14 protein-coding genes and 1 tRNA gene are annotated in these 26,246 nt (G+C 32.6%); 13 read left to right on the top strand and 2 right to left on the bottom strand.

Annotation, left to right across the window (positions count from 1 at the left end):
- The 6 genes from murC (at nt 1) to D3P13_RS09360 (ending at nt 6,054) form a co-directional block, all read left to right on the top strand.
- Entirely contained in the window at nt 1–1,353 is a 1,353-nt protein-coding gene (gene murC, locus D3P13_RS09385; protein ID WP_117881681.1) for a UDP-N-acetylmuramate--L-alanine ligase, read from the top strand.
- A gap of 5 nt (nt 1,354–1,358) precedes the next feature.
- Entirely contained in the window at nt 1,359–2,081 is a 723-nt protein-coding gene (locus D3P13_RS09380; RefSeq protein ID WP_157972876.1) for a cell division protein FtsQ/DivIB, read from the top strand.
- A 3-nt stretch (nt 2,082–2,084) separates the two neighbouring features.
- Nucleotides 2,085–3,395, top strand: a complete 1,311-nt coding sequence (gene ftsA / locus D3P13_RS09375) for a cell division protein FtsA (RefSeq protein WP_117881677.1) — start codon at nt 2,085–2,087, stop codon at nt 3,393–3,395.
- A gap of 70 nt (nt 3,396–3,465) precedes the next feature.
- The gene (gene ftsZ, locus D3P13_RS09370; RefSeq protein ID WP_117881675.1) at nt 3,466–5,340 is read left to right on the top strand and encodes a cell division protein FtsZ; all 1,875 of its coding nucleotides are present in this window, start codon (nt 3,466–3,468) and stop codon (nt 5,338–5,340) included.
- A 168-nt stretch (nt 5,341–5,508) separates the two neighbouring features.
- Nucleotides 5,509–5,958 (top strand): GatB/YqeY domain-containing protein, encoded by a 450-nt coding sequence (locus D3P13_RS09365; protein WP_117881673.1) that lies wholly within the window; start codon nt 5,509–5,511, stop codon nt 5,956–5,958.
- A gap of 22 nt (nt 5,959–5,980) precedes the next feature.
- Nucleotides 5,981–6,054 (top strand) — tRNA-Arg (locus tag D3P13_RS09360).
- A gap of 521 nt (nt 6,055–6,575) precedes the next feature.
- Here D3P13_RS09360 and D3P13_RS09355 read toward each other — a convergent pair.
- Nucleotides 6,576–8,210, bottom strand: a complete 1,635-nt coding sequence (locus tag D3P13_RS09355; protein WP_232829166.1) for a sulfatase family protein — start codon at nt 8,208–8,210, stop codon at nt 6,576–6,578.
- A 327-nt stretch (nt 8,211–8,537) separates the two neighbouring features.
- Nucleotides 8,538–9,677 carry a galactokinase gene (galK, locus tag D3P13_RS09350; protein WP_117881669.1) on the bottom strand — a complete coding sequence of 380 codons (1,140 nt, stop codon included), beginning with the start codon at nt 9,675–9,677 and terminating at the stop codon, nt 8,538–8,540.
- 552 nt (nt 9,678–10,229) lie between these two features.
- Between galK and D3P13_RS09345 the strand changes: the two genes are divergently transcribed.
- The 7 genes from D3P13_RS09345 (at nt 10,230) to D3P13_RS09315 (ending at nt 26,242) form a co-directional block, all read left to right on the top strand.
- On the top strand, nt 10,230–12,872 hold the full coding sequence (locus tag D3P13_RS09345; RefSeq protein WP_117881667.1) for a glycoside hydrolase family 3 protein: 2,643 nt from the start codon (nt 10,230–10,232) through the stop codon (nt 12,870–12,872).
- A 25-nt stretch (nt 12,873–12,897) separates the two neighbouring features.
- Nucleotides 12,898–14,934 (top strand): transketolase family protein, encoded by a 2,037-nt coding sequence (locus D3P13_RS09340; RefSeq protein WP_117881665.1) that lies wholly within the window; start codon nt 12,898–12,900, stop codon nt 14,932–14,934.
- 11 nt (nt 14,935–14,945) lie between these two features.
- On the top strand, nt 14,946–15,599 hold the full coding sequence (fsa, locus tag D3P13_RS09335; protein WP_117881663.1) for a fructose-6-phosphate aldolase: 654 nt from the start codon (nt 14,946–14,948) through the stop codon (nt 15,597–15,599).
- 185 nt (nt 15,600–15,784) lie between these two features.
- Nucleotides 15,785–16,819 carry an aldose epimerase family protein gene (locus tag D3P13_RS09330; RefSeq protein WP_232829165.1) on the top strand — a complete coding sequence of 345 codons (1,035 nt, stop codon included), beginning with the start codon at nt 15,785–15,787 and terminating at the stop codon, nt 16,817–16,819.
- Between the two features lie 315 nt (nt 16,820–17,134).
- Nucleotides 17,135–21,226, top strand: coding sequence for a hybrid sensor histidine kinase/response regulator transcription factor (locus tag D3P13_RS09325; protein WP_232829164.1), 4,092 nt, complete (start codon nt 17,135–17,137; stop codon nt 21,224–21,226).
- 498 nt (nt 21,227–21,724) lie between these two features.
- Nucleotides 21,725–24,739, top strand: a complete 3,015-nt coding sequence (locus D3P13_RS09320) for a SusC/RagA family TonB-linked outer membrane protein (RefSeq protein ID WP_117881659.1) — start codon at nt 21,725–21,727, stop codon at nt 24,737–24,739.
- An 18-nt stretch (nt 24,740–24,757) separates the two neighbouring features.
- Nucleotides 24,758–26,242, top strand: a complete 1,485-nt coding sequence (locus D3P13_RS09315; RefSeq protein WP_117881657.1) for a RagB/SusD family nutrient uptake outer membrane protein — start codon at nt 24,758–24,760, stop codon at nt 26,240–26,242.
- Nucleotides 26,243–26,246: the final 4 nt, after the last annotated feature.

The raw sequence follows: 26,246 nt of genomic DNA, 5'->3' as shown, positions 1-26,246 counted from the left end.
ATGGATTTAAAGAACATACATAACATTTATTTCATCGGTATTGGCGGAATTGGTATGAGTGCTTTGGCTCGTTATTTTAATGCCAATAATTTCTTTGTGAGTGGTTATGATAAAACACCATCTCTAGTTACTAAAGGACTTAATGAATTGGGTATTTCTATTCATTTTGAAGATGATATCAAGGCTATTCCTAAGCAGATTTTTGACAAAAAAGATACAGTAATAGTTTATACACCCGCTATTCCGAAAGACCATGCAGAATTTAATTATTTTAAGGATAAGGGTTATACCATTTATAAGCGTTCTGAAATTTTAGGGGCCATTACTAAAAATACCTTTTGTTTTGGTGTAGCGGGTACACATGGTAAAACAACAACATCAACTATTTTAGGTCATATTTTACACGAAGCAAAGTTAAATGCAACTTCCTTTTTAGGTGGTATTGCTGTGAATTATAATTCAAATCTGATTTTAGGTGGTGATAAGATAAGTGTGGTTGAAGCCGATGAGTTTGATCGTTCGTTTTTGCAGTTGTCGCCCAATTTTGCTTGTATTACATCAATGGATGCAGATCATTTAGATATTTATGGTGAAGAGGCTGCGTTGACACAATCGTTTAACGATTTTGCAAATCTAGTTTCCGATAAATTATTTATCCGTAAAGGTTTGCCTATTGAAGGAATTACTTATGGAATAGAGGAAGGTGCAGATTACGATGCTAAAAATATAAAAATTGAGAATGGGACTTACATATTTGATGTACAGACACCAACAGAATTATATAAAAATATTGAGATAAATATCCCAGGAAGACATAATGTGCTAAATACTGTGGTTGCTTTGGCAATGGCTGATAGTTACGGAGTTCCGTTGGCTACCATTGCTGAGGCATTAAAGTCTTTTAAAGGAATAAAGCGTAGGTTTAATTATAAAATTAAAACGGATAATTTAGTATTGATTGATGATTATGCACATCACCCAACAGAAATAAATGCGGTGGCAGATGCTGTTAGAGAATTGTTTCCATCAGATAAAATACTTGCTGTTTTTCAACCTCATTTATTTACAAGAACAAGAGACTTTATTGATGATTTTGCAACAAGTTTATCAAAATTTGATGAATTAATTCTTTTAGATATTTATCCCGCAAGAGAAAAACCAATTGAAGGAGTAACCTCTGAATGGTTATTAGGTAAAATTGACACTCAAAAGAAGCAAATTTCTTTAAAAGAAGAAGTTATAAAAAAAATAAAGGCGTCAGATGCTAAGATTATTGTAATGATAGGAGCTGGTGATATCGGAGTATTGGTAGAGGAAGTGTATCAGAACTTGAAAATTGAAACACAAAATTGAGAACAATGAAAAAATACATACCATTTCTGAAAGGTCTGCTATTGCTGGTTTTTGTGATGTTTCTATATGGGTTTTCAGCATCAAGAAATAAAGCAAAACGAGTAGAAAAGGTGAATGTTACTTTTGAAAATGGAGATAATTTATTCATTACATACGAAACGGTTAATAAATTGTTAATACAAAATTACGGAAGACTACAAAGTCAGCCAAAAGAAGAATTATTTTTGAACAAATTGGAAGAGACGCTGCTTTCTAATGAAATGGTTGAAAATGCGGAAGTTTTTATTAACATAGATGGTGAATTAGGAGCTACCATTAAGCAAAAAACACCGATTGCAAGAATAAATGAGAATGGATTCGCTTACTATATGGATAGTAATGGCAAAAAAATGCCATTGTCTAAAAGTTATTCTGCCAGGGTTCCAATTATAGAAGGTGTTAAAGATGGTCAGATTTCTGATGAACTTTTTGAGTTGGCTACCATTGTTGATAATGATGACTTTCTTAGAAAGCAAGTTGTGGGTATCGTTCAGCAGCCTAAAAAAGAATTTGTATTAAAAACGAGAGTTGGAAATCAACAAGTAGAATTGGGAACATTGAACCAACTGGAGGAGAAAATAAAAAAATTAAAAGTATTCTATCAAAAGGTGATTAAAGATAAAACCTTAGAAAACTATAAAACTATTAATCTTGAGTATATTAATCAAGTTGTGTGTACAAAAAAATAAATTATGGAAGAAGATAATATAGCCGTAGGACTAGATATTGGAACAACAAAAATTGTTGCCATAATAGGAAAGACGAATGAATATGGAAAGCTAGAAATACTTGGTATGGGGAAGGCCAAAAGTATGGGCGTTCATCGTGGTGTAGTTAATAATATTACACAAACCATTCAGTCTATTCAACAAGCAGTTGAGGAAGCTGAGAGTGTTTCAAATCATAAAATAAAAGATGTTGTTGTAGGTATTGCAGGTCAACATATTCGTAGTTTACATCATAGTGATTATATAACAAGATCAAATTCAGAAGAGGTTATTGACGAGTCTGATATTGAAAAATTAATCAATCAAGTACATAAATTGGTAATGCTTCCTGGTGAAGAAATTATTCATGTATTGCCACAAGATTATAAAGTGGACGGTCAAGCTGAAATAAAGGCTCCAATTGGTATGTATGGAGCTAGATTAGAAGCAAATTTTCATGTAGTTGTTGGCCAAGTTTCATCGATTAGAAATGTTGGTAGATGTATTAAAAGTGCAGGTTTAGAGCTTTCTAATATTACATTAGAACCGTTGGCATCGTCAGAAGCGGTGTTGAGTCAAGAAGAAAAAGAAGCAGGAGTAGCACTAATTGATATAGGTGGTGGTACTACAGATTTAGCAATTTTTAAAGATGGAATTATTCGACATACGGCTGTAATTCCTTTTGGTGGTGGTGTTATTACCGAAGACATAAAAGAAGGGTGTTCAATTATAGAGAAACAAGCTGAATTGTTAAAAACGAAGTTTGGATCGGCATGGCCAGGTGAAAATAAAGAAAATGAAATTGTTTCGATTCCTGGATTACGAGGAAGGGAGCCAAAAGAAATAACATTAAAAAACTTGTCGAAAATTATCCATGCTCGCGTGGTAGAAATTATTGAACAGGTTTATTTAGAAGTGAAAAATTATGGTCATGAAGAGACCAAAAAGAAATTGATTGCTGGTATTGTTTTAACAGGTGGTGGGGCTGAATTAAAACATATAAAGCAATTAGTAGAATATATTACTGGAATGGATACAAGAATTGGATATCCTAATGAGCATTTAGCGGGAAGTACCGAAGTTGATTTGTCAAGCCCTGCTTTTGCAACGGCAGTTGGTTTATTGATGAAAGGCTTAGAAGCTAAAAAGAGTGAAATCAGTAAAACAAAGCATAAAGAAGTTGTAGAGCCGCAAGCGAATAGTAAAAAATCAATTCCTGTTGAAAAAGTTGACCGCAAATCAATTTTTGAAAAGTGGGCTGACAAGTTTAGAGAGTTTTTAGACAACGCAGAATAGAGCTGATAAAATGTTTTTTTACATTTTAATAAAATAAGAAGAATTATAATATCCCCAAAAAAATAAAACTATGAGTACTGAATTTGAAAATCTTGCTTTTGATTTACCCAAAAATCAATCTAGTGTAATTAAGGTAATTGGTGTTGGTGGTGGTGGTAGTAATGCCGTTAATCACATGTTTAAAAAAGGCGTTGCAGGTATCGATTTTGTGGTTTGTAACACAGATGAACAAGCGTTGCATAACAGTCCGGTTACAAATAAAATACAATTAGGTGTTTCTTTAACGGAAGGTTTAGGAGCTGGGGCTAATCCAGAAGTTGGTGAAGAAGCAGCTATTGAAAGTATAGAAGAGATTAAGGCAATGCTTAGTACTCGTGCAAAAATGGTTTTTATAACTGTTGGTATGGGTGGGGGAACTGGTACTGGAGCAGCACCTATTATTGCTAAGGTTGCAAAAGAAATGGATTTACTTACTGTTGGGATAGTAACAATACCTTTTTCTTTTGAAGGAAAAATGCGAAATGAACAGGCTCAAAGAGGGATTGAAAAATTGAGCAAACATATTGATTCATTGGTTGTTATTAATAACAATAAATTAAGAGAAGTATATGGTAATTTAGGCTTTAAAGCGGGGTTCTCTAAGGCAGATGAAGTATTGTCAACTGCAGCCATGGGTATTGCAGAGGTAATTACTCATCATTACACACAAAATATAGATTTAAAAGATGCTAAAACAGTGCTTTCTAATAGCGGTACTGCTATTATGGGTTCTGCTATAGCAACAGGTCAAAATAGAGCTCAAGAGGCTATTACAAAAGCATTAGATTCTCCACTATTAAATGATAATAAAATTACAGGAGCTAAAAACGTATTATTGTTAATTGTATCTGGAACTACAGAAATTACAATTGATGAAATTGGAGAGATCAACGATTATATTCAGAGTGAAGCTAAGAGTAATGTTGATATTATAATGGGTGTTGGTGAAGATATTGAATTAGGAGAGTCAATAGCTGTAACAATTATAGCTACGGGTTTTAATAAGGAGCAACAGATGGAGATTTCGCATACTGAGGCTCCAAAAATTGTTCATGATTTAGAGCCTTCTAAGGGTATTAATGAGCCTATTGCGAAACTGAATCCAACAGAGCCTATTGTAAAGCATACATTAGAGATAGAACAAGAAGAAGTTGAGGTTAAGCCAAAAATTACAAATCTAACTCAAAACCCACGTACTATTAATGAAATAGATGTTGTTTATGAAGAGGTTAATGGTGATGATACGCTAGATGATTTTGTAATAAATCAGGTTACTTCAATGGAAGAAGTTAAAGAAGTAGTTCAAGAAACACAAGGGATGCTTTCTTTTGATTTGCCATTGACTCCAAAAAGGAAAGTGGAGACGTTAGAAACTGAAGAAGTTGTAAAACATGCATTGTCTTCTTCAAGTATTAGAGATATAGAAGTTATAGATCCTGAGTTTATTGAGCCAACCATAACTTTTGATGGTAAAATAAAGCATGGATTGGAACACTTTATGGAAGATGAAGTTAAACAAAATAGTAAACCAATAGCTGAAGAAATTAAAGATCAAGAATTAGCTTTTAATATTAGAGTTGAAAAGAAGAAAGAAGTTGAAAAAAAGATATTGAGCTCAGATGAAGAAGAATCACCTTTAAGTCTTACAATTGAAGAATTGCAGAAGAGAGCAGATGATAGAAGAAGAAAAATGAAAAATTTTAATTACAGGTTTACCAATAGACCGAGTAATAATGATGAATATCAAAGTAAACCAGCTTATAAGAGGATGGGTGTAGATTTAGATGATGTTGAACCATCATCAGAGCCTACAGAAAGTAAATCTAGAATATCATTAAGTTCAGATGAGAATGATGATATTCAGTTACGTTCTAATAATTCATATTTGCATGATAATGTGGATTGATTAGTATTTAGTTTTGTTTGTAAAACCCAAAATGATGTTTATCATCGTTTTGGGTTTTTTTATTTCCGTCATTTGGTTAAATCTTTCTGTGTTAGGCGTAAATTAATGTTTTAATTCGATGTAATATTAATCCCCGTTTTCTATCTTTGCAGTTATAAATTAAAAAAAATGAGTTTACAAGATAAAGTAATGGGAAAGCTTAAAGAGGCTATGAAGGCAAAAGATACTGTTGCCTTAGAATCTTTAAGAGCTATAAAATCAGCGATATTAATAGCTCAAACAGAATCAGGAGCTAAGCAAGAGTTGACTGAAGATGAAGAGTTAAAACTAGTGCAAAAATTAGTAAAGCAACGAAAAGATAGTGCCACACTTTATCAAGAACAAGGAAGAGCAGATTTAGCAGACCCAGAATTGGCACAAGTTGCTGTAATTGAGCAATTTTTACCAGAACAAATGAGCGAAGAAGAGCTTCAGAAAGTTGTTGCTGGTATTGTTGAAAAAACAGGAGCTACTTCAATGAAAGATATGGGTAAGGTAATGGGTATGGTTTCAAAAGAGTTAGCAGGTAAAGCAGATGGTAAAGCAATTTCTAATGTTGTCAAGAGTTTATTAAGTTAAAATAGAATAGTACAATAATAACGGCCTCGTAGTTCAACTGAATAGAATATCAGATTTCGGCTCTGAGGGTTACAGGTTTGAATCCTGTCGAGGTCACAAAGAGCACAAAGTCCATTCCTTTTTTGGAATGGATTTTTATTTTTATAGAATGTCAAAAGCCAGAGCTTTTGTAGATGCAATAAAAATAAAAAACAATCGCCTATGCGATTGGACTTTGTATTGTAAAATGTGAGTTTTTCAGGATGGCGAAGCCAATCCTGTCGAGGTCACTTTAAGCATAAAACCTGTAATTGATAAATTGCAGGTTTTCTTATTTTTGAATGATTGAACTGTAACTTCAGAATCAAGAAAAAATAATAAAAGCGGTAACGCTTTGCGTTACAGTTTTATATTTACAGAAGAGAGTTTATTCAGGAAATGTAATCCTGTCGAAGGTAATCCTGTATAATAAAGCATAAACTCTGCATTTTGCGTTTTGTCATTGTGTTATTGTTCAATTCATGGGTAGGAGGGTTTCTGTTAGGACTGCCTAAGCCAGCCCTTTAGAGTTTATATTTCATTGAAAAGACTCCATATATTTTATAAGGTAACTCACTTGTGATTTTAAGAATGGTCTTTTATTCTTTATTTAAAATATCTTTTACTGACATTTCATTATCTTTTTGATCAACGATTGAACCAAAATCTTTATCAGTTATTACTCTAAATTCGTCCAATGACTTATTGTTTTCATACTTTTTCATTAAACCTGTTAGTTGTATTTTTAAATCGGAAATAGTATTTGAGTAGGCCTCGTCATTTATAATGTTATTCATTTGTTGAGGATCTTTTTCTAAATCGTACAATTCCCAAAGATCTATATTGTAATAAAAATGTGCTAAAGTATATTTTTGAGTTCTTATTCCGTAATGTGGTTGAACATGATGCCAATACGGAAATTCATAATAATGATAATACATAGCCTGTTGCCAATCTTTCGGTGTATTACCCATCAAAATAGATTTGAAACTTTTACCTTGCATTTTTTGTTCGGTATTAATATTTGCTAAATCTAATAATGTTGGAGCAAAATCAATATTTGTTATAATATCTTCATTTATAGTTTTTGATTTAACTTTTTTAGGATATTTAACTATAAATGGCATTCGCAAAGATTCTTCATAAATAAAACGCTTGTCAAAAAAGCCATGGTCACCTAGGTAAAAACCTTGATCTGAAGTCAAAACAATAATTGTATTTTCTGTTAAATTATTTTCATCTAAATAGTCTAATATTCGTCCAACATTATCATCAACGGATTTTACACAGGCCAAATAATCTTTAATATAGGTTTGGTAACGCCATTTTTTACCTTCATGTGCCGACATTCCTTTCGGTTGAACTATTTCTTCTTTTTTTGCCCCATAAAAGGCCCAAGCAAGTTTTTCTTTACCTTTTAAATTTTTAGGTTCAACGTATTTCATATCTCTTCGTGAGAAATAATCCATGGTCATTTCAGTATCACCAGCGGTTTTCTCACGACCTTTGTAATCGTCATCAAAGGTAGCTGGGTAAGGCATTTCAATATCTTCCCATAGCTGTTCGTATTTAGATTCTGGTTGCCAAGATCGGTGTGGTGCTTTATATTGTAAGAGCATCATAAAAGGAGCTTCTTTTTTTCTCCCTGATTCGAGCCAGTTTATGGCAAAGTCAGTGCTTAAGTTGGTTGCATAACCTTTTTCTTTGATGTCTTTACCATTTTCATTATAAATAGGATCCCAATAATTACCTTGCTGACCCGCTGAATTATGATATTTATAATCATCAAACCCTTGTGGTTCAGTTCCTAAATGCCACTTGCCAAATAAGCTTGTTTGATATCCGTTTTTTTGAAATTCTTGTGGAAACGTCCATTGACTTTTATCAAATTTACCACCACTTTCATTTTTATAATAGCCATTTTTATTGCTGTAATTACCTGTTAAAATTGAGGCACGTGATGGGCCGCAAATAGCATTAGTGCATAATACGTCTTGAAACAACATACCTTCGTCGGCAAGTCTATCTATATTTGGTGTAGGAGCAATGTCTTTATAAATTCCACCGTAAACACTTATGGCTTGAGTAGTTAAATCATCTGCCATTATGTAGATGATATTTGGTTGAATACTATCAAGCCCTTTCGTTTCATTTACAGCTTGAGTTTTATTCGCTTCTTTACAAGAAGTCATCATGATTAAACAAACAAATAATATCTTTATCGCTTTTAGCATTTGACTTTTTTTTATTAGAATTGTTTATGTTTTATTATCGCTCTCTATATTATATCTATTCAGATCACAAATAGGTTTAAAACGCAATTTGTACTGTAGTAATTTTCAGAAGAGACAAAACAAAGTTATGAATTAATGAGCAACAGCACCATTACTTTCAACCTTAAAAATGGCTTTCTTTATTATAAAGTAATTCAATTATGGAGTACTATTTATTTCATTTCAATGTGATGTGTTAATTATCAGCTTAAATATAGTATTAACTTGTAGTGATATTTCAGGACTAGACACAATAAAGAGATTGGGTTAAGGTCATAAAATATTTGTTCACGCAGTCTTTATACTAGTTCCTTCACTAGGCATGGCCTCAAAAGCCGTGAGTTTAATTTTGTATTTGTCAAAATAGGCTTTAGAGGCTTCTTTGATAAAAGAGATTACAGCATCTTGATGAATAATATTTATAGTACATCCACCAAAACCACCACCCATCATTCTAGCTCCAATAACTTCGTCATAATTTCTAGAAAAATCAACTAGGAAATCTAATTCAGGACAACTCACTTCATATAAATTCTGTAAGCCTTCATGCGTTTTATACATATTTTCTCCTACCTTGTGCAAAAGTGATTTTTTTAATGCTGCTACAGTGTTTAATACACGTTCTTTTTCTTCAACAACATAGGTGCATCTTTTGAAAATAACCTTAGAAAGTTCGTTTTTAAACTCGTTTAGCATAGTACTAGAAACATCACGTAAAGAATGTACATCTGGATATCTTTTCTTAATAATTTTCACACCTTCTTCACATTGACTTCTTCTAATATTATATTCTCCAGAAGCCAGATTATGTGACACATTTGTATTTAATAGTAAGATTTTAAAGGGTTCTATTTTAATAGGGACATATTCAAAATCTAAAGATTGGCAATCGAGAAGAATCACATGGTCTTTCTTGCTCATAACAGATGCAAATTGATCCATTATACCACATTTGGTTCCTACATAATTATGCTCTGCACGTTGAGACAATTCTACAATGGTTAGTTTTGATAACTTCAAATCAAACAATTCATTCAAGCCAAAAGCCAACCCACATTCTAAAGCTGCTGATGAACTTATTCCTGAACCAACAGGGATGTCACTATCTAATACGCAGTCGAACCCTTGTAATTGATCAGAAAGTTGCTGTATTTCGTAAATAACTCCCAAGACATAATTTTCCCATTGCATTTCACTTTTAGCTATCGCATCTAGCTCAAAACTAAAACCTGTATTGAAGTTGTTACTATGAATGTTACACGTGTTTAAACTTCCGTTTTTATTAAATTTAAATTGAATTTTTTTATCAATAGCTGTGGGTAAAACAAAACCATGGTTATAGTCTGTGTGTTCTCCAATAATATTTATTCTTCCAGGAGAATCTATAATTAAATCCCAATTGCTTGCATTAAATTCTATTTCTTTCATATCCTTGAATGAAGTTTAAGTGTTTACTATTTGGTTCTATATTTGTCAAGACTAAGTTATTTTTCTTTTAAGTATAATCATAAGATCATTGGTCAAGTTGACCTAAAAAGAGTTAAAGTTACAAAACTTTAATCTCAAAAAAAGATTGAATTATTATTTCTTGCGTAAATCGTCTTCAAAAGATTACCATAACTTTCAGAACCTATAGGTTAATCAAATTCGTTTTTGCCAATTAGAGGTTTTTAGTCCTAATAAAAATCACTTTCCTTAATCAAATTTCTTCAACAAAAGGTTTTTAATCATTTTTTTTACATTTCTAATTTATTTTCAATTTATTCATGAAATTTGCACCTTTGTGTTCAATGAAATGTCAATAGAATCGTAAAATTTAAGAGACGCATCATTTGTCTTATAGGTTGATTGATTTGTGATAAGTATTAGAAGAACCTAGATGTAAATTTGTAGCTGACTCCAAGGGATAATTAAAAATGAAATGGAAGGGCTTTGGAGCGATTTTAAAAAAAACGAACTATTTATTTTATCACCTCATTTATGAAACTCACTTTACAATTTAAAAAACCGTGTATTACATTAGTTTTAATGCTCATTATTGGTATTTGGAATTCATATAGTCAAAGTCAATTTAAATATCAAAATACATCACTTTCTAACAAAGAGCGTGTAGCTGACTTGATTTCACAGATGACTCTAAAAGAAAAGGTGTCTCAAATGAGATATGATGCTCCTGCAATTACTCGTTTGGGAATACCTACCTATAATTGGTGGAATGAATGCCTTCATGGTGTTGCTAGAGCCGGTGAAGCTACAGTCTTTCCTCAGGCAATTGGTATGGGTGCTACTTGGGATCCGGATTTATTGTTCAAAGTAGGAACGGCAATATCTGATGAAGCAAGAGCAAAGCATCATAGTTTTGCAAATAGCAATCGAAGGGGTATTTATCAAGGACTAACATTTTGGTCACCTAACATCAATATATTTAGAGATCCTAGATGGGGTAGAGGTCAAGAAACATATGGTGAAGATCCTTTTTTAACGAGTAAAATGGCTGTTAATTTTATAAAAGCTTTACAGGGAGATGATCCAAAATATTTAAAAGTTATAGCAACAGCGAAACATTTTGCGGTACATAGTGGTCCTGAAAAGTCAAGACACGAGGACAATTATCACACCTCTAATCGTGATTTACGTCAAACCTATTTACCGGCATTTGAGGCGGCGGTTAATGACGCTAAAGTACATTCTGTAATGTGTGCATATAATCGCTATAATGATGAGGCTTGTTGTGGTAGTAATTTATTGTTAACAGATATATTACGCAATGAATGGAAGTTTGATGGATATGTAGTTTCTGATTGTTGGGCAATTAATGATTTTTGGGAGCCAAACAAGCATGAGCTTGTTGATACTCCGGAGGAAGCTGCTGCATTGGCTGTTGATAGAGGGACGGATTTGAATTGCGGTAGTGTTTTTGATCCAAACTTAACGGAAGCTGTGTTAAAGGGTATAATTAAAGAAGATAAAATTGATCTAGCATTATCTAGATTATTTATGGCCCGCTTTAAATTAGGGATGTTTGATGGAGATGAAAATGTAAAATGGGCAAAAATACCTTACAGTGTAGTTTGCAGTCCAGAACATTATCAATTGTCTGAAAAAGCAGCAAGAGAGGCAATGGTATTGTTGAAAAATGAAAACAATATGTTACCTCTTAATAAAAATATCAAGTCCATTGCTGTTATTGGCCCAAATGCAGATTTTGAACAAGTTCTTTTGGGTAATTATCACGGAACTCCACATAATAAAATAACTCCCTTAAAAGCAATTACAAACAAGTTACCAAATGCAACAGTTTATTACTCTCAAGGTAGTGAAATTGCTGAGGGTTGGCCATTGTTGACTGCAATTCCATCAGCTAATCTTAAAAATGGAGAATTTAGTGGTTTAAACGGTGAGTATTATCAAAATGAAAATTTTGAAGGAAAGCCCTCATTTAGCAGAAATGATGTTCAAGTAGATTTTAGTTGGTTGTTAAAAAAGCCGATAGAAGAATTGAAGAACGATGATTTTTCAGTCAGATGGACAGGGGAATTAATCCCCGAAGAAACAGGAAAATACAGAATTGGTCTTAAAGCGAGAACCGGAGGTAAAGTTTACTTTAATGATTCATTGCGAGTTGATTTTACTAATGAGCACGAACCTAAAACGGGTTATTTTGATGCTGAATTGAAAAAAGGGAAGGCGTATTCTGTTAAAATTGAATATACGAACCATCATACAGATTCTCAAGTACATTTATTATGGGCTAAAACAGATAAGGATTTATTAAAGCCTGCAATTGAAGTCGCTAAAAAAGCAGAAGTTATCATACTTTGTTTAGGCTTGTCTCCTGAAATTGAAGGCGAAGAAATGCCGGTCGTTTTAGAGGGTTTTGATAAAGGAGATCGCTCTGAAATTACGTTGCCAAAGTCGCAAATTAAACTAATGAAAGAAATTCAGGCTTTAGGTAAACCAACGATTTTAGTTTTAATGAATGGAAGTGCCTTGGCAATAAATTGGGCAGGTGAAAATATTCCAGCAATTTTAGAAGCATGGTATCCTGGAGAGTTTGGTGGTAATGCAATTGCTGATGTATTATTTGGAGATTATAACCCTGCAGGAAGACTACCAGTTACCTTTTATAAGTCCGTTGATGATCTGCCAGATTTTAAATCTTATGACATGGAAAATAGAACTTATAAATTTTTTAAAGGAAAATCTCTTTTTCCTTTTGGTCATGGATTAAGTTATACTAACTTTACATATCGAAATTTCGCGGTGCCAAATGGCTTAAAAGCTGGGGAACAAATACCAGTATCAGTGGAAGTTACTAATGCAGGAGCATTAAATGGAGATGAAGTAGTGCAATTATATGTGTCGTTAGATGAGAGTAACGAAAAAACTCCAATTAGATCACTGGTTGGTTTTAAGCGGATTCAGTTAAAAGCTGGTGAAACAAAAATTGTAAAATTTAATATTTCTTCAGAGAAATATGCCTATATAAAAGAAAATGGAGAAGCAGAAATTAGAAAAGGAATGGTTACCGTCTCAATTGGAGGTAAACAGCCTTCTTTTAATGGAATTGCAGATGCATCATCGACTCAGGTAATAACAAAAAAAATAAAGATAACGAACTAAACGATGTTAATTTAAGAATAGAAACATGAATAAACAAATTGATCAACAAGCAGCTGATAATATACGTGCATTAGCAGTAGCAATGGTAGAAAAGGCAAATTCGGGACACCCAGGAGGTCCAATGGGTGGAGCAGATTTTATGCATATCTTATATTCAGAATTTTTTAAGTATGATCCAACAGATATGACATGGCCGTTTAGAGATCGTTTTTTTATGGATGCAGGCCATTTATCAACATTAATGTATGCTCAGTATTATCTTTTAGGTAATTATAAGAAAGATGATGTTGCTAATTTTAGACAATGGGGTTCAATAACTCCTGGTCATCCAGAAGTTGATGTAAAAAGAGGAATAGAGAATACTTCTGGGCCATTAGGTCAAGGACATACTATGGGTGTTGGAGCAGCTATTGCAACTAAATTCTTAGAAGCTCGATTTGGAGATTGGATGAATTATAAAACGTATGGTTTTATTTCTGATGGTGGTGTTCAAGAAGAGATTTCGCAAGGAGCAGGTAGAATTGCAGGACATCTAGGCCTAAGTAATTTTATTATGTTTTATGACTCTAATGATATTCAATTGTCAAGTTCTACAGATGAGGTGACAAGTGAAGACACTGAAATGAAGTATAAAGCTTGGGGCTGGAATGTATTGACTATTGATGGTCATAACCATGATGAAATTAGAAAAGCATTAACTGATGCAAATAATGAGACAGAAAGACCAACTTTAATTATTGGTAAAACCATAATGGGTAAAGGTTGTGTTGCCGCTGACGGAAGTATGTTTGAGGGCTATTGCGAATTGCACGGTCAGCCTATTGGAAATACGGGGGCAGATTACGCAAAAACAATGGTAAATTTAGGGGCAAATACTGAAAGTCCATTTGATATTTTTGCTGATGTAGAGCAATTTTATAAAAACTTGATAGCACAAAAAACTGCTGAAGCGGCGAAAAAGAAATCAGAAATTGCGACTTGGAAAAGTGAAAATGAAGCATTAGCTAAAAAATTAGATTTCTTTTTATCTGGAGAGTTACCAGAATTAGATTTTGAATCTATAGAGCAAAAAGCAGGATTGGCAACAAGAGCAGCTTCTTCTAATGTGTTAGCGTATTTAGCTGAAAATGTAGAAAATATGATTGTGTCATCTGCAGATTTATCAAATAGTGATAAAACGGATGGCTTTTTAAAGAAAACACATGCATTACAAAAAGGAGACTTTAGTGGTTCATTCTTACAAGCAGGTGTTGCGGAGTTAACAATGGCTTGTATTGCAAATGGTATTGCATTACATGGTGGAATTATCCCAGTAGTAGCAACATTCTTTGTGTTTTCAGATTATATGAAACCAGCCATTCGATTGAGTTGTATTCAAGAGTTACCTGTAAAGTATGTGTGGACACATGATGCTTTCCGCGTAGGAGAAGATGGACCTACACATCAGCCAGTTGAGCAAGAAGCTCAATTGCGATTGTTAGAAAAATTAAAAAATCATAGCGGTGATCCAAGTTTTTTAGCCTTAAGACCTGCTGATTCAGCAGAAACAAGCGTAGCATGGAAAATGGCGTTGGAGAATAAAAGTACACCTTCAGGTTTAATACTTTCAAGACAAGGTATTAAAGATTTAGAAGCAATTGGTTCTTCAAGATATAGTGAAGCTTTAGCGTCAGAAAAAGGAGGTTATTTAGTGAAAGAAGTTGAAAATCCAGATGTTGTTTTAATAGCCAACGGATCAGAAGTTGCCACTTTGGTTGCTGCAGCTGAAATTTTAGAGTCTAAAAATGGATTAAAAGTGAGCATTGCTTCAATAATTTCAGAAGGTTTGTTCAGATTACAGTCTAAAGACTATCAAAAAAGTGTAATTCCTAATGATAAGCCATTGTTTGGTTTAACGGCAGGTTTACCTGTAAATCTACAAGGATTAGTTGGAGGTAACGGTAGTGTCTTCGGATTAGATCACTTTGGGTACTCTGCTCCGGCAAATGTGCTTGATGAAAAATTCGGATTTACAGGAGAGAAAGTAAGCAATGAAGTATTAGAATATTTAAAAACCTTATAAAAACAAATTATATGAAATTTTTTATAGACACAGCAAATCTTGACCAGATTAAAGAAGCTCAAGATTTAGGAGTATTAGATGGTGTAACAACAAATCCATCATTAATGGCGAAAGAAGGAATTACTGGAGCTGAAAATATTTTACAACATTACCGTGATATCTGTGAAGCAGTTGAGGGTGATGTATCAGCAGAGGTTATTGCAACAGATTATGATGGAATGGTAAAACAAGGTGAAGAGTTAGCAGCCTTAAATCCTCAAATTGTTGTGAAATTACCAATGATTGCAGCAGGTGTTAAAGCTTGTAAATACTTTTCAGATAAAGGCATTAAAACAAATGTAACATTAGTGTTTTCAGTTGGGCAAGCATTGTTAGCAGCCAAAGCAGGAGCTACTTATGTTTCTCCATTTTTAGGACGTTTAGATGATATCTCAACAGATGGATTGAATTTAATAGAAGAAATTAGACTTGTTTATGATAACTATGGTTTTAAAACTCAAATATTAGCCGCTTCTATTAGAAATACAATGCACGTAATTAACTGTGCAAAAATAGGCTCAGATGTAATGACTGGACCTTTATCATCAATCACGGGATTATTGAAACACCCACTAACAGATAGTGGATTGGCTCAGTTTTTAACCGATTACGCTAAAGGTAATTAAGAATTTTTTTTAATGAGTTAGCCGGTGAATCAAATTTCATCGGTTAACTTTTTTATATAATGAAACGTCAGAACAAATTTATTGGTAATTTATTAATTGTAATTTCCCTTTGTTTTTTATTTCAATGTAAAAAGGATATAAAAAGCAGTTTAAATTTAAAGGATGACGCTTTAAAAAATCATGCTATGACTATTAATAAAAGTAAGTATGGAACTACTCCTGATGGAATTTCTATAGACTGTTTTACCTTAAAAAATAAAAATGGTGTTGAGGTTGAAATAATAAATTATGGAGGAATAATAAAATCTATTAAAGTGCCTAATAAAAAAGGTGTAATAGAGAATGTTGTTTTAGGTTACGATTCGTTACCCCAATATATAAATGGTGATTCTTATTTGGGAGCTACTATTGGACGTTTTGGAAACCGTATTGCAAATGGCAAATTTAGCTTAGATGATAAGGAATATACCTTAGCTTTAAACAATGCTCCAAATAGTTTGCATGGTGGCGATAAAGGCTTTGATAATGTAGTTTGGAACGCCACTACTAAATCAGATGAAAATTCTGTTTCTTTGGTCTTAAACTATCTAAGTATAGACATGGAAGAAGGATTTCCAGGAAATTTAAATACAACGGTAACGTTTACCTTAAATTCTGAAAATACTCTGGATATTTTATATGAGGCGAGTACAGATAAAAAGACAATAATCAATTTAACAAACCATTCTTATTTTAATTTATCTGGGGATTTTAAGAATGACATTTTAGACCATAAATTACAAATACGAGCAGATAAAATAGTGCCCGTAAATAAAAATCTTATTCCCACTGGTGAGCTTGTTTCAGTTGAAAATACACCCTTTGACTTTAGATCATTTAAAATAATTGGTGCTGATATTGATGCCGATAATCAACAAATAAAGTTTGGTTTTGGGTATGACCATTGCTGGGTGTTGAATAATCAAAATGAAGATGTCAGGCTAATTGCAGAAGCATATCATGAAGAAAGCGGAAGAGTGCTTGAGGTTTTTTCTGATGAACCTGGCGTTCAGTTTTATACAGGGAACCACCTTAATGGCACGCATGGTAAAAGAACAGGGTTTTGTTTAGAAACACAACATTATCCGGATTCTCCAAATCAGCTCAATTTTCCATCAGTTGTACTGAATGTTGGTGAAACTTATAAATCAAGAACATCTTATAAATTTTCTGTTAAGTAGCGTATTGCTAATAAATAACGATATAGTGATAGTTCATACTTTTTACCAAGATAGATGTACTAATTATGACGAAGATTTATATGCTTACTAAAAGGTACTTGATATTGGCAATGAAATATTAAGTATTTTTTTTTATTTTAGAATCCGCTTATTTTAATAAAATAAAAATTTTCAATACGTTTAAAGAACAATTACAGGTTTATGTTAAAAGACAATAACAGCGTGGTTAATAGAGTAAGTTTGAAAAAACTGATGTTACTATTTCTTGTTGTTTGTTGTTTTTTTACAAGTAATTTGTCCGCACAATTGCCAAATTTGGACTACAGTTTTGTCAATATAAAAAATGGTATTTCTAATGTCGCCATTTCTACAATTATTCAAGATCAGTATGGTATTATTTGGATGGGTACCAATGGAACCGGATTAATAAGGTATGACGGTATTGATCATATTTCGTACAAACATAAATTAAATGACGATAGCTCTATAAGTAATAGTCTCGTTAATTGTGCAAAGTTAGATTCTAAAAATAGAATATGGATTGGCACTGAAGAAGGACTGAATTTGTACAATCAAGATTTAGATCAGTTTAAAAAGATTTCTTTGGGCAGTGAAAAACAAACCAATGCTTCCATTCGTAGTATAGAGCAAGATAGTTTGGGTAATCTTTTTGTAGGTACCTATAAACAAGGGCTTTTTAAGTTGAATTTAGAAAGCTTTAAGGCTGAAAAAGTATCCAATTCTACTTTAAACAATCAATCTGTTATCATAAATATAAATAGAATTCAACTAGCAGGATCAGGAAGACTATTTGTCGGTACAAATTTAGGCCTAAAGGAAGTTGATGTTGAAACAAATTCATTAGTTAATGTGGTGTATGTTGATAAAAACAAGAGAACACCAATAGCTAATTTTATAGAAACCATGTTGGTAGATACCGATAATAATTTATGGGTAGGAACTTTGTCTGACGGGGTTTTTAAATTTAAGATTGGGAATAGTCGTAGTAAAGAACTAACTGAATATAATCATTTTGCGATTTCTGATAAAATGATTATGACGATGATTCAATTAGACGACCATAGCCTAATGATTGGTACTGAGAATGATGGACTGTTTCATTTAGAGACTTCGGGTAAAGTAATTAAGAATTATTTACTGAATAAGCAAGATGAGAAAAGTATTCATTCTAATTCTATTTGGTCTTTGTTTTTAGATTCTAATAAGAGAATTTGGATGGGATACTATAATAGTGGTCTTGCAGTAAGTGATAATCTATATGATAAGTTTAGAAATATAGAGAGTTTATCACGTAATCCAAATTCTTTAAAAGCAAATTCCGTTATGGGAATTGTAAAAGATAAATCAGAAAGGTTATGGATTGGTATGGATGGTGGTGGTATAGATATTTATAATCTGAAAACGGATAAATATACGCACATTAATAAAGTAGACAATTTCCCTTATTCAGGATTGACGAGTGATTATATTGAAACTATTTTTATCGATAGTAAAGAGAATATTTGGGCAGGAAGTTGGGATAGTGGTGTTTTTCTATTGAAGAAAGGTAGTAATAAATTTATTAATTACAATATAAAAAACACAAAAGGGAAGTTAACCTCTAATACCATATTAAGTATTAGTGAAGATCCTAATGGTACTATTTGGATAGGTACTTTTTTTAAAGGGCTTCACTCTTTTGATCCGGTTAGTAAAGAAATTACGCATTATAAGTCAAAACCTTTTGTTGAAAATGGTATTACTACAAGTGATGTTAGAAAAGTGTTGATTGATCCAGAAAGTAACATTTGGTTAGGTACTACAAAGGGGTTGTTTAAGATAAAAAAACTACCAAATGGCCAATTTTCAATAGTTTCTATGGAAAAAAGGTTAGCTGAAAAATATGGTAATTATGCCAGTGCTAATCATATTTTATCATTACACTTAGGTACTGATAATATTTTATGGATTGGTACAAGAGGGGCCGGTTTATGTAAATACAATATTAATACTGATGAGTTAGAGTGGTACAACAGGTTGTCGGGTTTGCAAGAAGAAAATGTTGCAGGAATTATTCAAAGTAAAGAAGGCGATTTATGGTTAACAGGTAATGAGGGCATCTCAAAATTAGATAGAAAGAGTAATACTTTTATAAATTATACAGTTAATGATGGTCTACTTTCCAATGACTTTAATTTTAATGCTGCGTTAAGAGATAAAGAGGGTATTCTTTATTTCGGTAATTATAAAGGTATTGATTATTTTAATCCTAAAGACATTAAAATTAATATTAGTGTACCTTCATTATATTTAGTAGGCTTTAAATTATTCAATGAATCCATATTGCCTTATCAAAAAAACTCTCCATTAAAAAAAGTAATTGCAGAAACTAAAAGTATTACGTTAGATAATTCACAATCGGTATTTACAATAGAATTTGCTGCAATTAATTATACAAGATCAGAAAAAAATCAATACGCTTATTATTTGGAAGGCTTAGAGAGTTCTTGGAATTATGTGGGCAATTTACGCAGTGCTACTTACACACATTTAAATCATGGTGAATATGTTTTCAAATTAAAAGCAGCTAATAATGATGGTGTATGGAATGAGGTACCCTTAAGTTTGTCGATTAAAATCCTACCCCCTTGGTGGAAAACGAATTGGGCATTTTTGACCTATTTAGCTCTTCTTTTATTGATTTTATATTTACTCTATACGATTACTCAGAACAGAATTAGAGAAAAACAAGTAATCGCTAATGAGAGAAATAAAAGGTTTCAAGAAGAGGAGTTAAATGATAAGAAATTTCAATTTTTTACAAATATATCCCATGAGTTTAGAACACCATTAACACTTATTCTAAGCCCGTTAACAAATTTAATTAATAATAAAGTTGCAGATTTTCCTGATGATGTCAAAGGAAAACTTCAAATTATTGAAAAAAATGCAAAAAGATTATCAAGGTTAACCAATGAGTTAATGGACTTTAGAAAACTGGAGCAACATAAATTAAAAATTAAAGCGAATAAATTAAATCTAATTCCATTTTGCGAAGACATTGTTAGTTACTTTGACGAAGAGGCTACACGGAGGAATATTTATTTGAATGTAGATGCAGACGTTTCTGAATTAGATTTGTGGGCAGATAAAAATATGCTTGAAAAGATAATTTTTAATATTCTTTCCAATGCATTTAAGGTAACTCCAGAAGGAGGTGCTATTACTATTGAAATATCAATGAAAGATTCTAATTCTAAATTAGAGGAATTAAACGATAATTTATTGATCAAAGAATACGTAGCAATTAGTATATCTGATACAGGGCCAGGTTTAGAACCTGAGCAGTTAACTAAAATATTTGAGCGGTTTTATCAGGTTGATAACTTAAATAAGGCTTATTATGGAGGAACAGGCATAGGTCTAGAAGTTGTTCAGAGTTTTGTTAGATTACATAGAGGAATTATTGATGTGGAAAGTGAAATAGGTAGTGGAACAAAATTTAAAGTTTTATTGCCTTTCGGTAAAGAACATTTAGGTAAAGATGAATTGGCTACTACTATTGAGACAGAAAATTTTGTAAGGAATAAACATCCATTATTAGAAAAATTGCCTAATGAACAAAACAAAGTTGGTGTAACAGAAAAGGGGTCACGGACAGATACGCTTTTAATTGTTGAGGATAATGTAGAATTAAGAGACTATCTAAGAGGTGAATTAAAGGAGTATTATAAAATAATAGTAGCTAACAATGGTGTTGAGGGTTTAAAGTTGGCTCATGAAAATTTGCCAGATATTATTATTACTGATATCATTATGCCTGAAATGGATGGGTTAGAGTTTTGTAAAAAAATTAAAAGTGATATTAGAACCAGTCATATTCCAATTTTAGTGCTTACCGCGAAGTCTAAATTGGATGATAGAATAGAAAGTGTTGAAATTGGTGCAGATGCCTATATGAAAAAGCCCTTTGATATGAGGTTGGTTAAATTAAGGTTGGCACAATTAATACAAAGTAGAAAATTGATCTTTAATAAGTATTTTAGTGAAATTAGTGGTGCTGAAGAGAATAAAAATGCAACATCCATAGATAAAGAGTTTATTCAGAAAATTTTGACTTACATTAATGATAATATTAGTGATTCAAATCTCAGTGTTGAAGTTCTAGCATCTCAGTTAAATCTCAGTCGCAGTCAGTTATATAGAAAAGTAAAAATGCTTACTGGGCAAACGGTTAATGAATTTATAAGAAATATTAGGCTGCAAAGAGCAAATCAATTGCTAGAAAGCGGCAGTGCCACAATAAGCGAAATTTGCTATCAAGTAGGTTTTGCATCTCCTTCTTATTTTACAAAATGTTTTAAAGCTCACTTCGGAATTTTACCTACCGAGGTTAAGGTTAAGTAATCATAAAAATTTAATATTTAAGTCTAATAAGATTAAATAGTAGAGTGAGATTATTTTTTATTAAATTAAAAGTGTAAATTGCACACTTAAAGTTTTAAAATGATGATATAATGTTAATCTATTTGATTGACCTTTAAAGGGGTTATTTGACAATAAAAGACGATGATATAAATAATCTCGATATTATTTATTTTTGAAATAGCCTTTTGATTCTAAAACAGATGTTGTATTGAATTTTTTTAATAGGCCAGTTTACTTGTGTTTTTGGCATTTTGCAACAAATGTATTACGGCATGCATGATTTGTATTATATAATATACAGTACTACTCTTTATATTTGAACACTGGAAATCAGATACTGTAATTTGATATTTTTATTGTTTAACAGGTTAGTGCAGGATAATCTAAATTAATAATAGAATTAACATTGTAATAATAGATATTGAAAATAAACTTAAACTCAGACTTAAAATTTTACTAACTTAAATATAATTAAATATGATGAAGCTTAAAATCGCAATGATCGCTTTGGTGATGATTTGCACACAAAGTGTTCTTGCACAAACTAAAACCGTGAGTGGAACGGTGATAGATAGTGACGGAATGACACTGCCGGGAGTTACAATTCTCGTGGTTGGAACAAGTAATGGTGTAACTACTGATTTTGATGGTAAATATCAAATTGAAGATGTAAGTGCAACAGATCAATTATCATTCAGTTTTATTGGAATGAGTACACAAACAATTACTGTTGGTGAACAAGCAACTATTAATGTAACCTTATTAGTGTCAGCCGAAGCTTTAGACGAAGTTGTTGTAGTAGGTTATGGAACACAAAGTAGAGCCGAGGTTACGGGAGCAATTTCTTCAATTGATTCAGATGAGCTAGCTGCACTTCCAGTTGCAACAGCAGAACAAGCCCTACAAGGTAGAGCATCTGGTGTAACTGTAATAAACAGTGGTTCTCCTGGTACAGCTCCAATAGTAAGAATTAGAGGTTTAGGTACGGTAGGTAATAATAATCCATTATACGTTATTGATGGTGTTATTACAGGTAGTTTAGCAGGTATTAGTACCAATGATATTGAATCGGTGAACGTTTTAAAGGATGCATCTACTACTGCTATTTACGGGTCGCAAGGTTCTAATGGTGTGGTTATGGTAACTACTAAAAAAGGAAAATCAGGTAAAGCCAAAATTTCCTTTAATACTTATGCAGGTTTTCAAGATATAACGCAACGGTATGACGTGTTGAATACACAACAATATTTACAATATGCTTCAGATGCTTATGGTTTTACGCCTTCTTCTCCTAATAGTTCTTCAAATGCCGAAACAAATTGGCAAGATGAAATTTTTCAAAGTGGATTGATACAAAATTATGATTTAAGTGCGTCAGGTGGTAACGAAAATTCTAATTATAGATTTTCAGCAGGTATTTTAGATCAAGAGGGGGCAGTTGTTGGAACTGGATTTAAAAGATATTCTTTTAGAGCAAATAGTGGTTTTACATCAGGTAAATTCAAATTTGGTGAAACAATGGCCATTTCTTTTAACAATCAGAATCCAGAATTGCAAAGCGGAGGTCGTTCAATAATTGAACATGCGATTAAGATGGCACCCTATTTAAGCGTTTATAATGCAGATAATTTAGGTGGATTTCAAGGTCCAGATAATACTTTAGATGGTCAAGATTCAGAAAATCCTGTAAGAATTATGACGTTAGGTAATAACTTAAATAAAACAACTGCGATTACAGGTAGCTTATTTGCAGAATTTGAAATTATTGAAGGATTAAAATTTAAATCTCAAGTTGGTTTAGACTACTATACCTATAGTAATAATAGATTTGTACCGTCTTATAACGATGATAGTGTAGCAGGAGCTTTTACCGGCTCACAACTTTTTGCATCAATAACAAAAAATACAGGTGTAGGTCAGACGATCACATTTACCAATAGTTTAAACTATGAAAAAACCATTGCAGATGTTCATAATTTTGATGTGTTATTGGTAGCAGAAAAATATGAAAATAATACATCGTATATTAATGCCGCTAGTCAAAATCTTATTAGTGACGAGGTAGATCAAGTTTCAGATCAGGGTTCTGCATTGAAGAGTGAATCTTTTGAAACCAATAGAATAGGTTATTTAGGAAGGGTTAATTATAATTATGATGGTAAGTATATTTTTGCAGCTTCTATTCGTAGAGATGCTTCATCACGTTTTGGTGAAAATAACCGATGGGGTACTTTTCCGTCATTAGCTTTAGGTTGGAATATTGCCAAGGAAAGTTTTATGGGAGATAGTAAATTCAGTAATTTAAAAATTAGAGGAAGTTGGGGGCTTGTAGGTAATGACAATATTTCAAATTATTTATATAGTCCAACACTAACCAGTGATTTTACATACCCAATTGGAGGTGTAGCAGCAGTAGGTACTACCGCAGCAGGTTTAGCCAATCCAGACTTAAAGTGGGAGGAAACTACCATGGTTAACATCGGTTTAGATTTTGGTCTTTTTAATGAAAAAGTTACAGGTTCTATTGAGTACTATAAAAATACGAGTGATGACTTGTTAATGAGCAGAACAACGCCTGTATCTTTAGGATTCCATGCGGGGTCAATTACAGAAAATGTGGGATCAGTGGAGACCAATGGTTTTGAATTAAATTTAGGCTACAATCATTACGGAGATGATTTCTCATGGTCAGCCAACCTAAACTTAGGAACTAGTAAAAATGAAGTAAAATCTTTAGGTCAATTAACTGAGATTACTGGTGCCCTTTTTGAAGGATCTGATATTTCAAGAATATCGGTAGGTGAATCTTTATTTTACTTTTATGGTTTAGAAACGGATGGTATTTATCAAACGCAAGCTGAAGTTGATGCTGTATTTACGGCTAACCCTGGCCAAACAACGGTTCAGCCTGGAGATATTCGCTTTGTAGATCATAGTGGTGATGGAGATATAACTTCTGATGATAGAGTTGTTATCGGTAATCCTTACCCTGATGTTACATATGGTTTAAATTTAAGTGGTGATTATAAAAATTGGGATCTTAATTTATTTATTGCAGGAGTTGCAGGTAATGATGTCTATAACACAAATATTTATGATTTAGAAGGAATGCCAAGATTGTTTAACGCAGGTACTGCTGTTTTAGATAGATGGACGCCAACTAATGCTTCTAATAGTGTGCCTAGGGCAGGTGGAGCTCCGCAAAACGTTGCTATTTCTGATCGATTTGTAGAAGATGGTTCGTATACAAGGTTAAAAAATATATCTTTAGGCTATACTTTACCAGAAAACGTATTTGGAGAAAAATTATTCTCTTCATTTAGAATTTATGTAAGTGGACAAAATTTAATTACATTATCTGACTATTCAGGTTTGGATCCAGAAATTGGAAATTCTACAGTGCTAACGAATTCGGCATTCGAAACAGGAATTGATAGAGGTAATTATCCTCAACCTAAAACATTTTTGTTGGGTTTACAAGTAACATTTTAAAAAATAAACATTTAAATTATGAAAAAATATAAAATAATCTTTACAATTTTCACTATGCTATTGCTTGTAAATGCATGTAGTGAAAAAGATTTGGAGTTAACAAATCCAAATCAATTGTCTCCTGACACATTCTTTAAGAATGAGGCACAGGTTCAGTCTGCAGTAAATGCAGCCTATGCAAACTTTCAAACGCATGGTATGTATTCTAGAGGAATGTTTTTTTCTTCCGATAATATGTCACATGAAAATGCGGGTAATCCACAATTAGAAGCAGATAAAAAGCAATATCTAGATTTTTCTTTTGATTCTAGTCACGGTCTTAATAAGGCCTTTTGGGATAGCTGTTTTAGAGGTGTTAACAAGGCAAATTTTGTAATAGAAAATAAAGAAGCGATAGATGCCATACCAGAAACTTTAATGAGTACCACTACCAAAGCAAAATTTATGGGTGAAGCCAAATTCTTAAGAGGACTGTATTATTTTTGGTTAGTTGTTAGATATGGTGATGTTCCTTTGATTACGGTAATTCCAGAAGCTCCAGTGGGCTTTCCGAAAAGTTCAGCAGATTTAGTGTATCAGCAAATAATAGACGATTTAAAAGATGCCCAAACCACATTACGTGATAAAGGAGTTGAAGATAATGGAAGAGCTAATAAAGGGGCTGCTACAGCATTATTAGGTAAAGTATATTTATATAGAGGTGAGCATGCTTTGGCATTAGCTGAATTTAATAAATTGTCAGGTTATGCATTGGAGGCAAACTTCTTTGATAATTTTAAGGAAGAAACTGAGCATGGAATTGAGTCTATTTTTGAAATTGAATATGATGATGATTTAGGGTTTTCTGCACAATGGAATTCTGACGCTTCTGGTGCAGGTCCAAATGAAGCTACTTTTAGAGGTCAAGAATACGGATGTTTAAATTGGTTTAACGTGTATCCTTCTGATGATTTGTTAGATGAATATGAGGCTGGTGATACTAGATTTGGTGACACTTTTTACTCTGTGGGTGATTCTTACGCAGAAGGAGCACTTACAATTACTACATCAAATTTAACTGTTGGAACAGATGTTCGTAGAGCAGGTTGGAAAAAGTATCAAAATTATTATAAAGATGCTTCTGAAGATCAAACTTCTGGTATAAACTTTAAATATCTTAGATATGCAGATGTTTTATTAATGATGGCTGAGTGTGAAAATGAAGTGGGAACACAATCAGATGCAGTGGGTTATATTAATAGAGTAAGGCTAAGAGCCGGTTTAACAGGGTTAGCAACAACGTTAACTAAAGATCAGGTTTTTACTGCTATAGTACATGAACGTAAAGTAGAGTTGGCAGGTGAGCAGGTACGTTTTAATGATATTGTTAGATGGGGTAATGCATCTACTGAACTAGCTGGAACCAATTTTCAAGCGGGTAAACATGAGCTAATGCCAATACCAGATGCAGAGATTAGTTCAAATGAGAGCATTACATCTGCCGATCAAAATCCTGGTTATTAATATT

Origin of the sequence: Aureibaculum luteum (assembly GCF_003449015.1) — a bacterium.
GTDB classification, from domain to species: domain Bacteria; phylum Bacteroidota; class Bacteroidia; order Flavobacteriales; family Flavobacteriaceae; genus Aureibaculum; species Aureibaculum luteum.
This window is presented reverse-complemented; position numbering and strand designations above follow the sequence as displayed.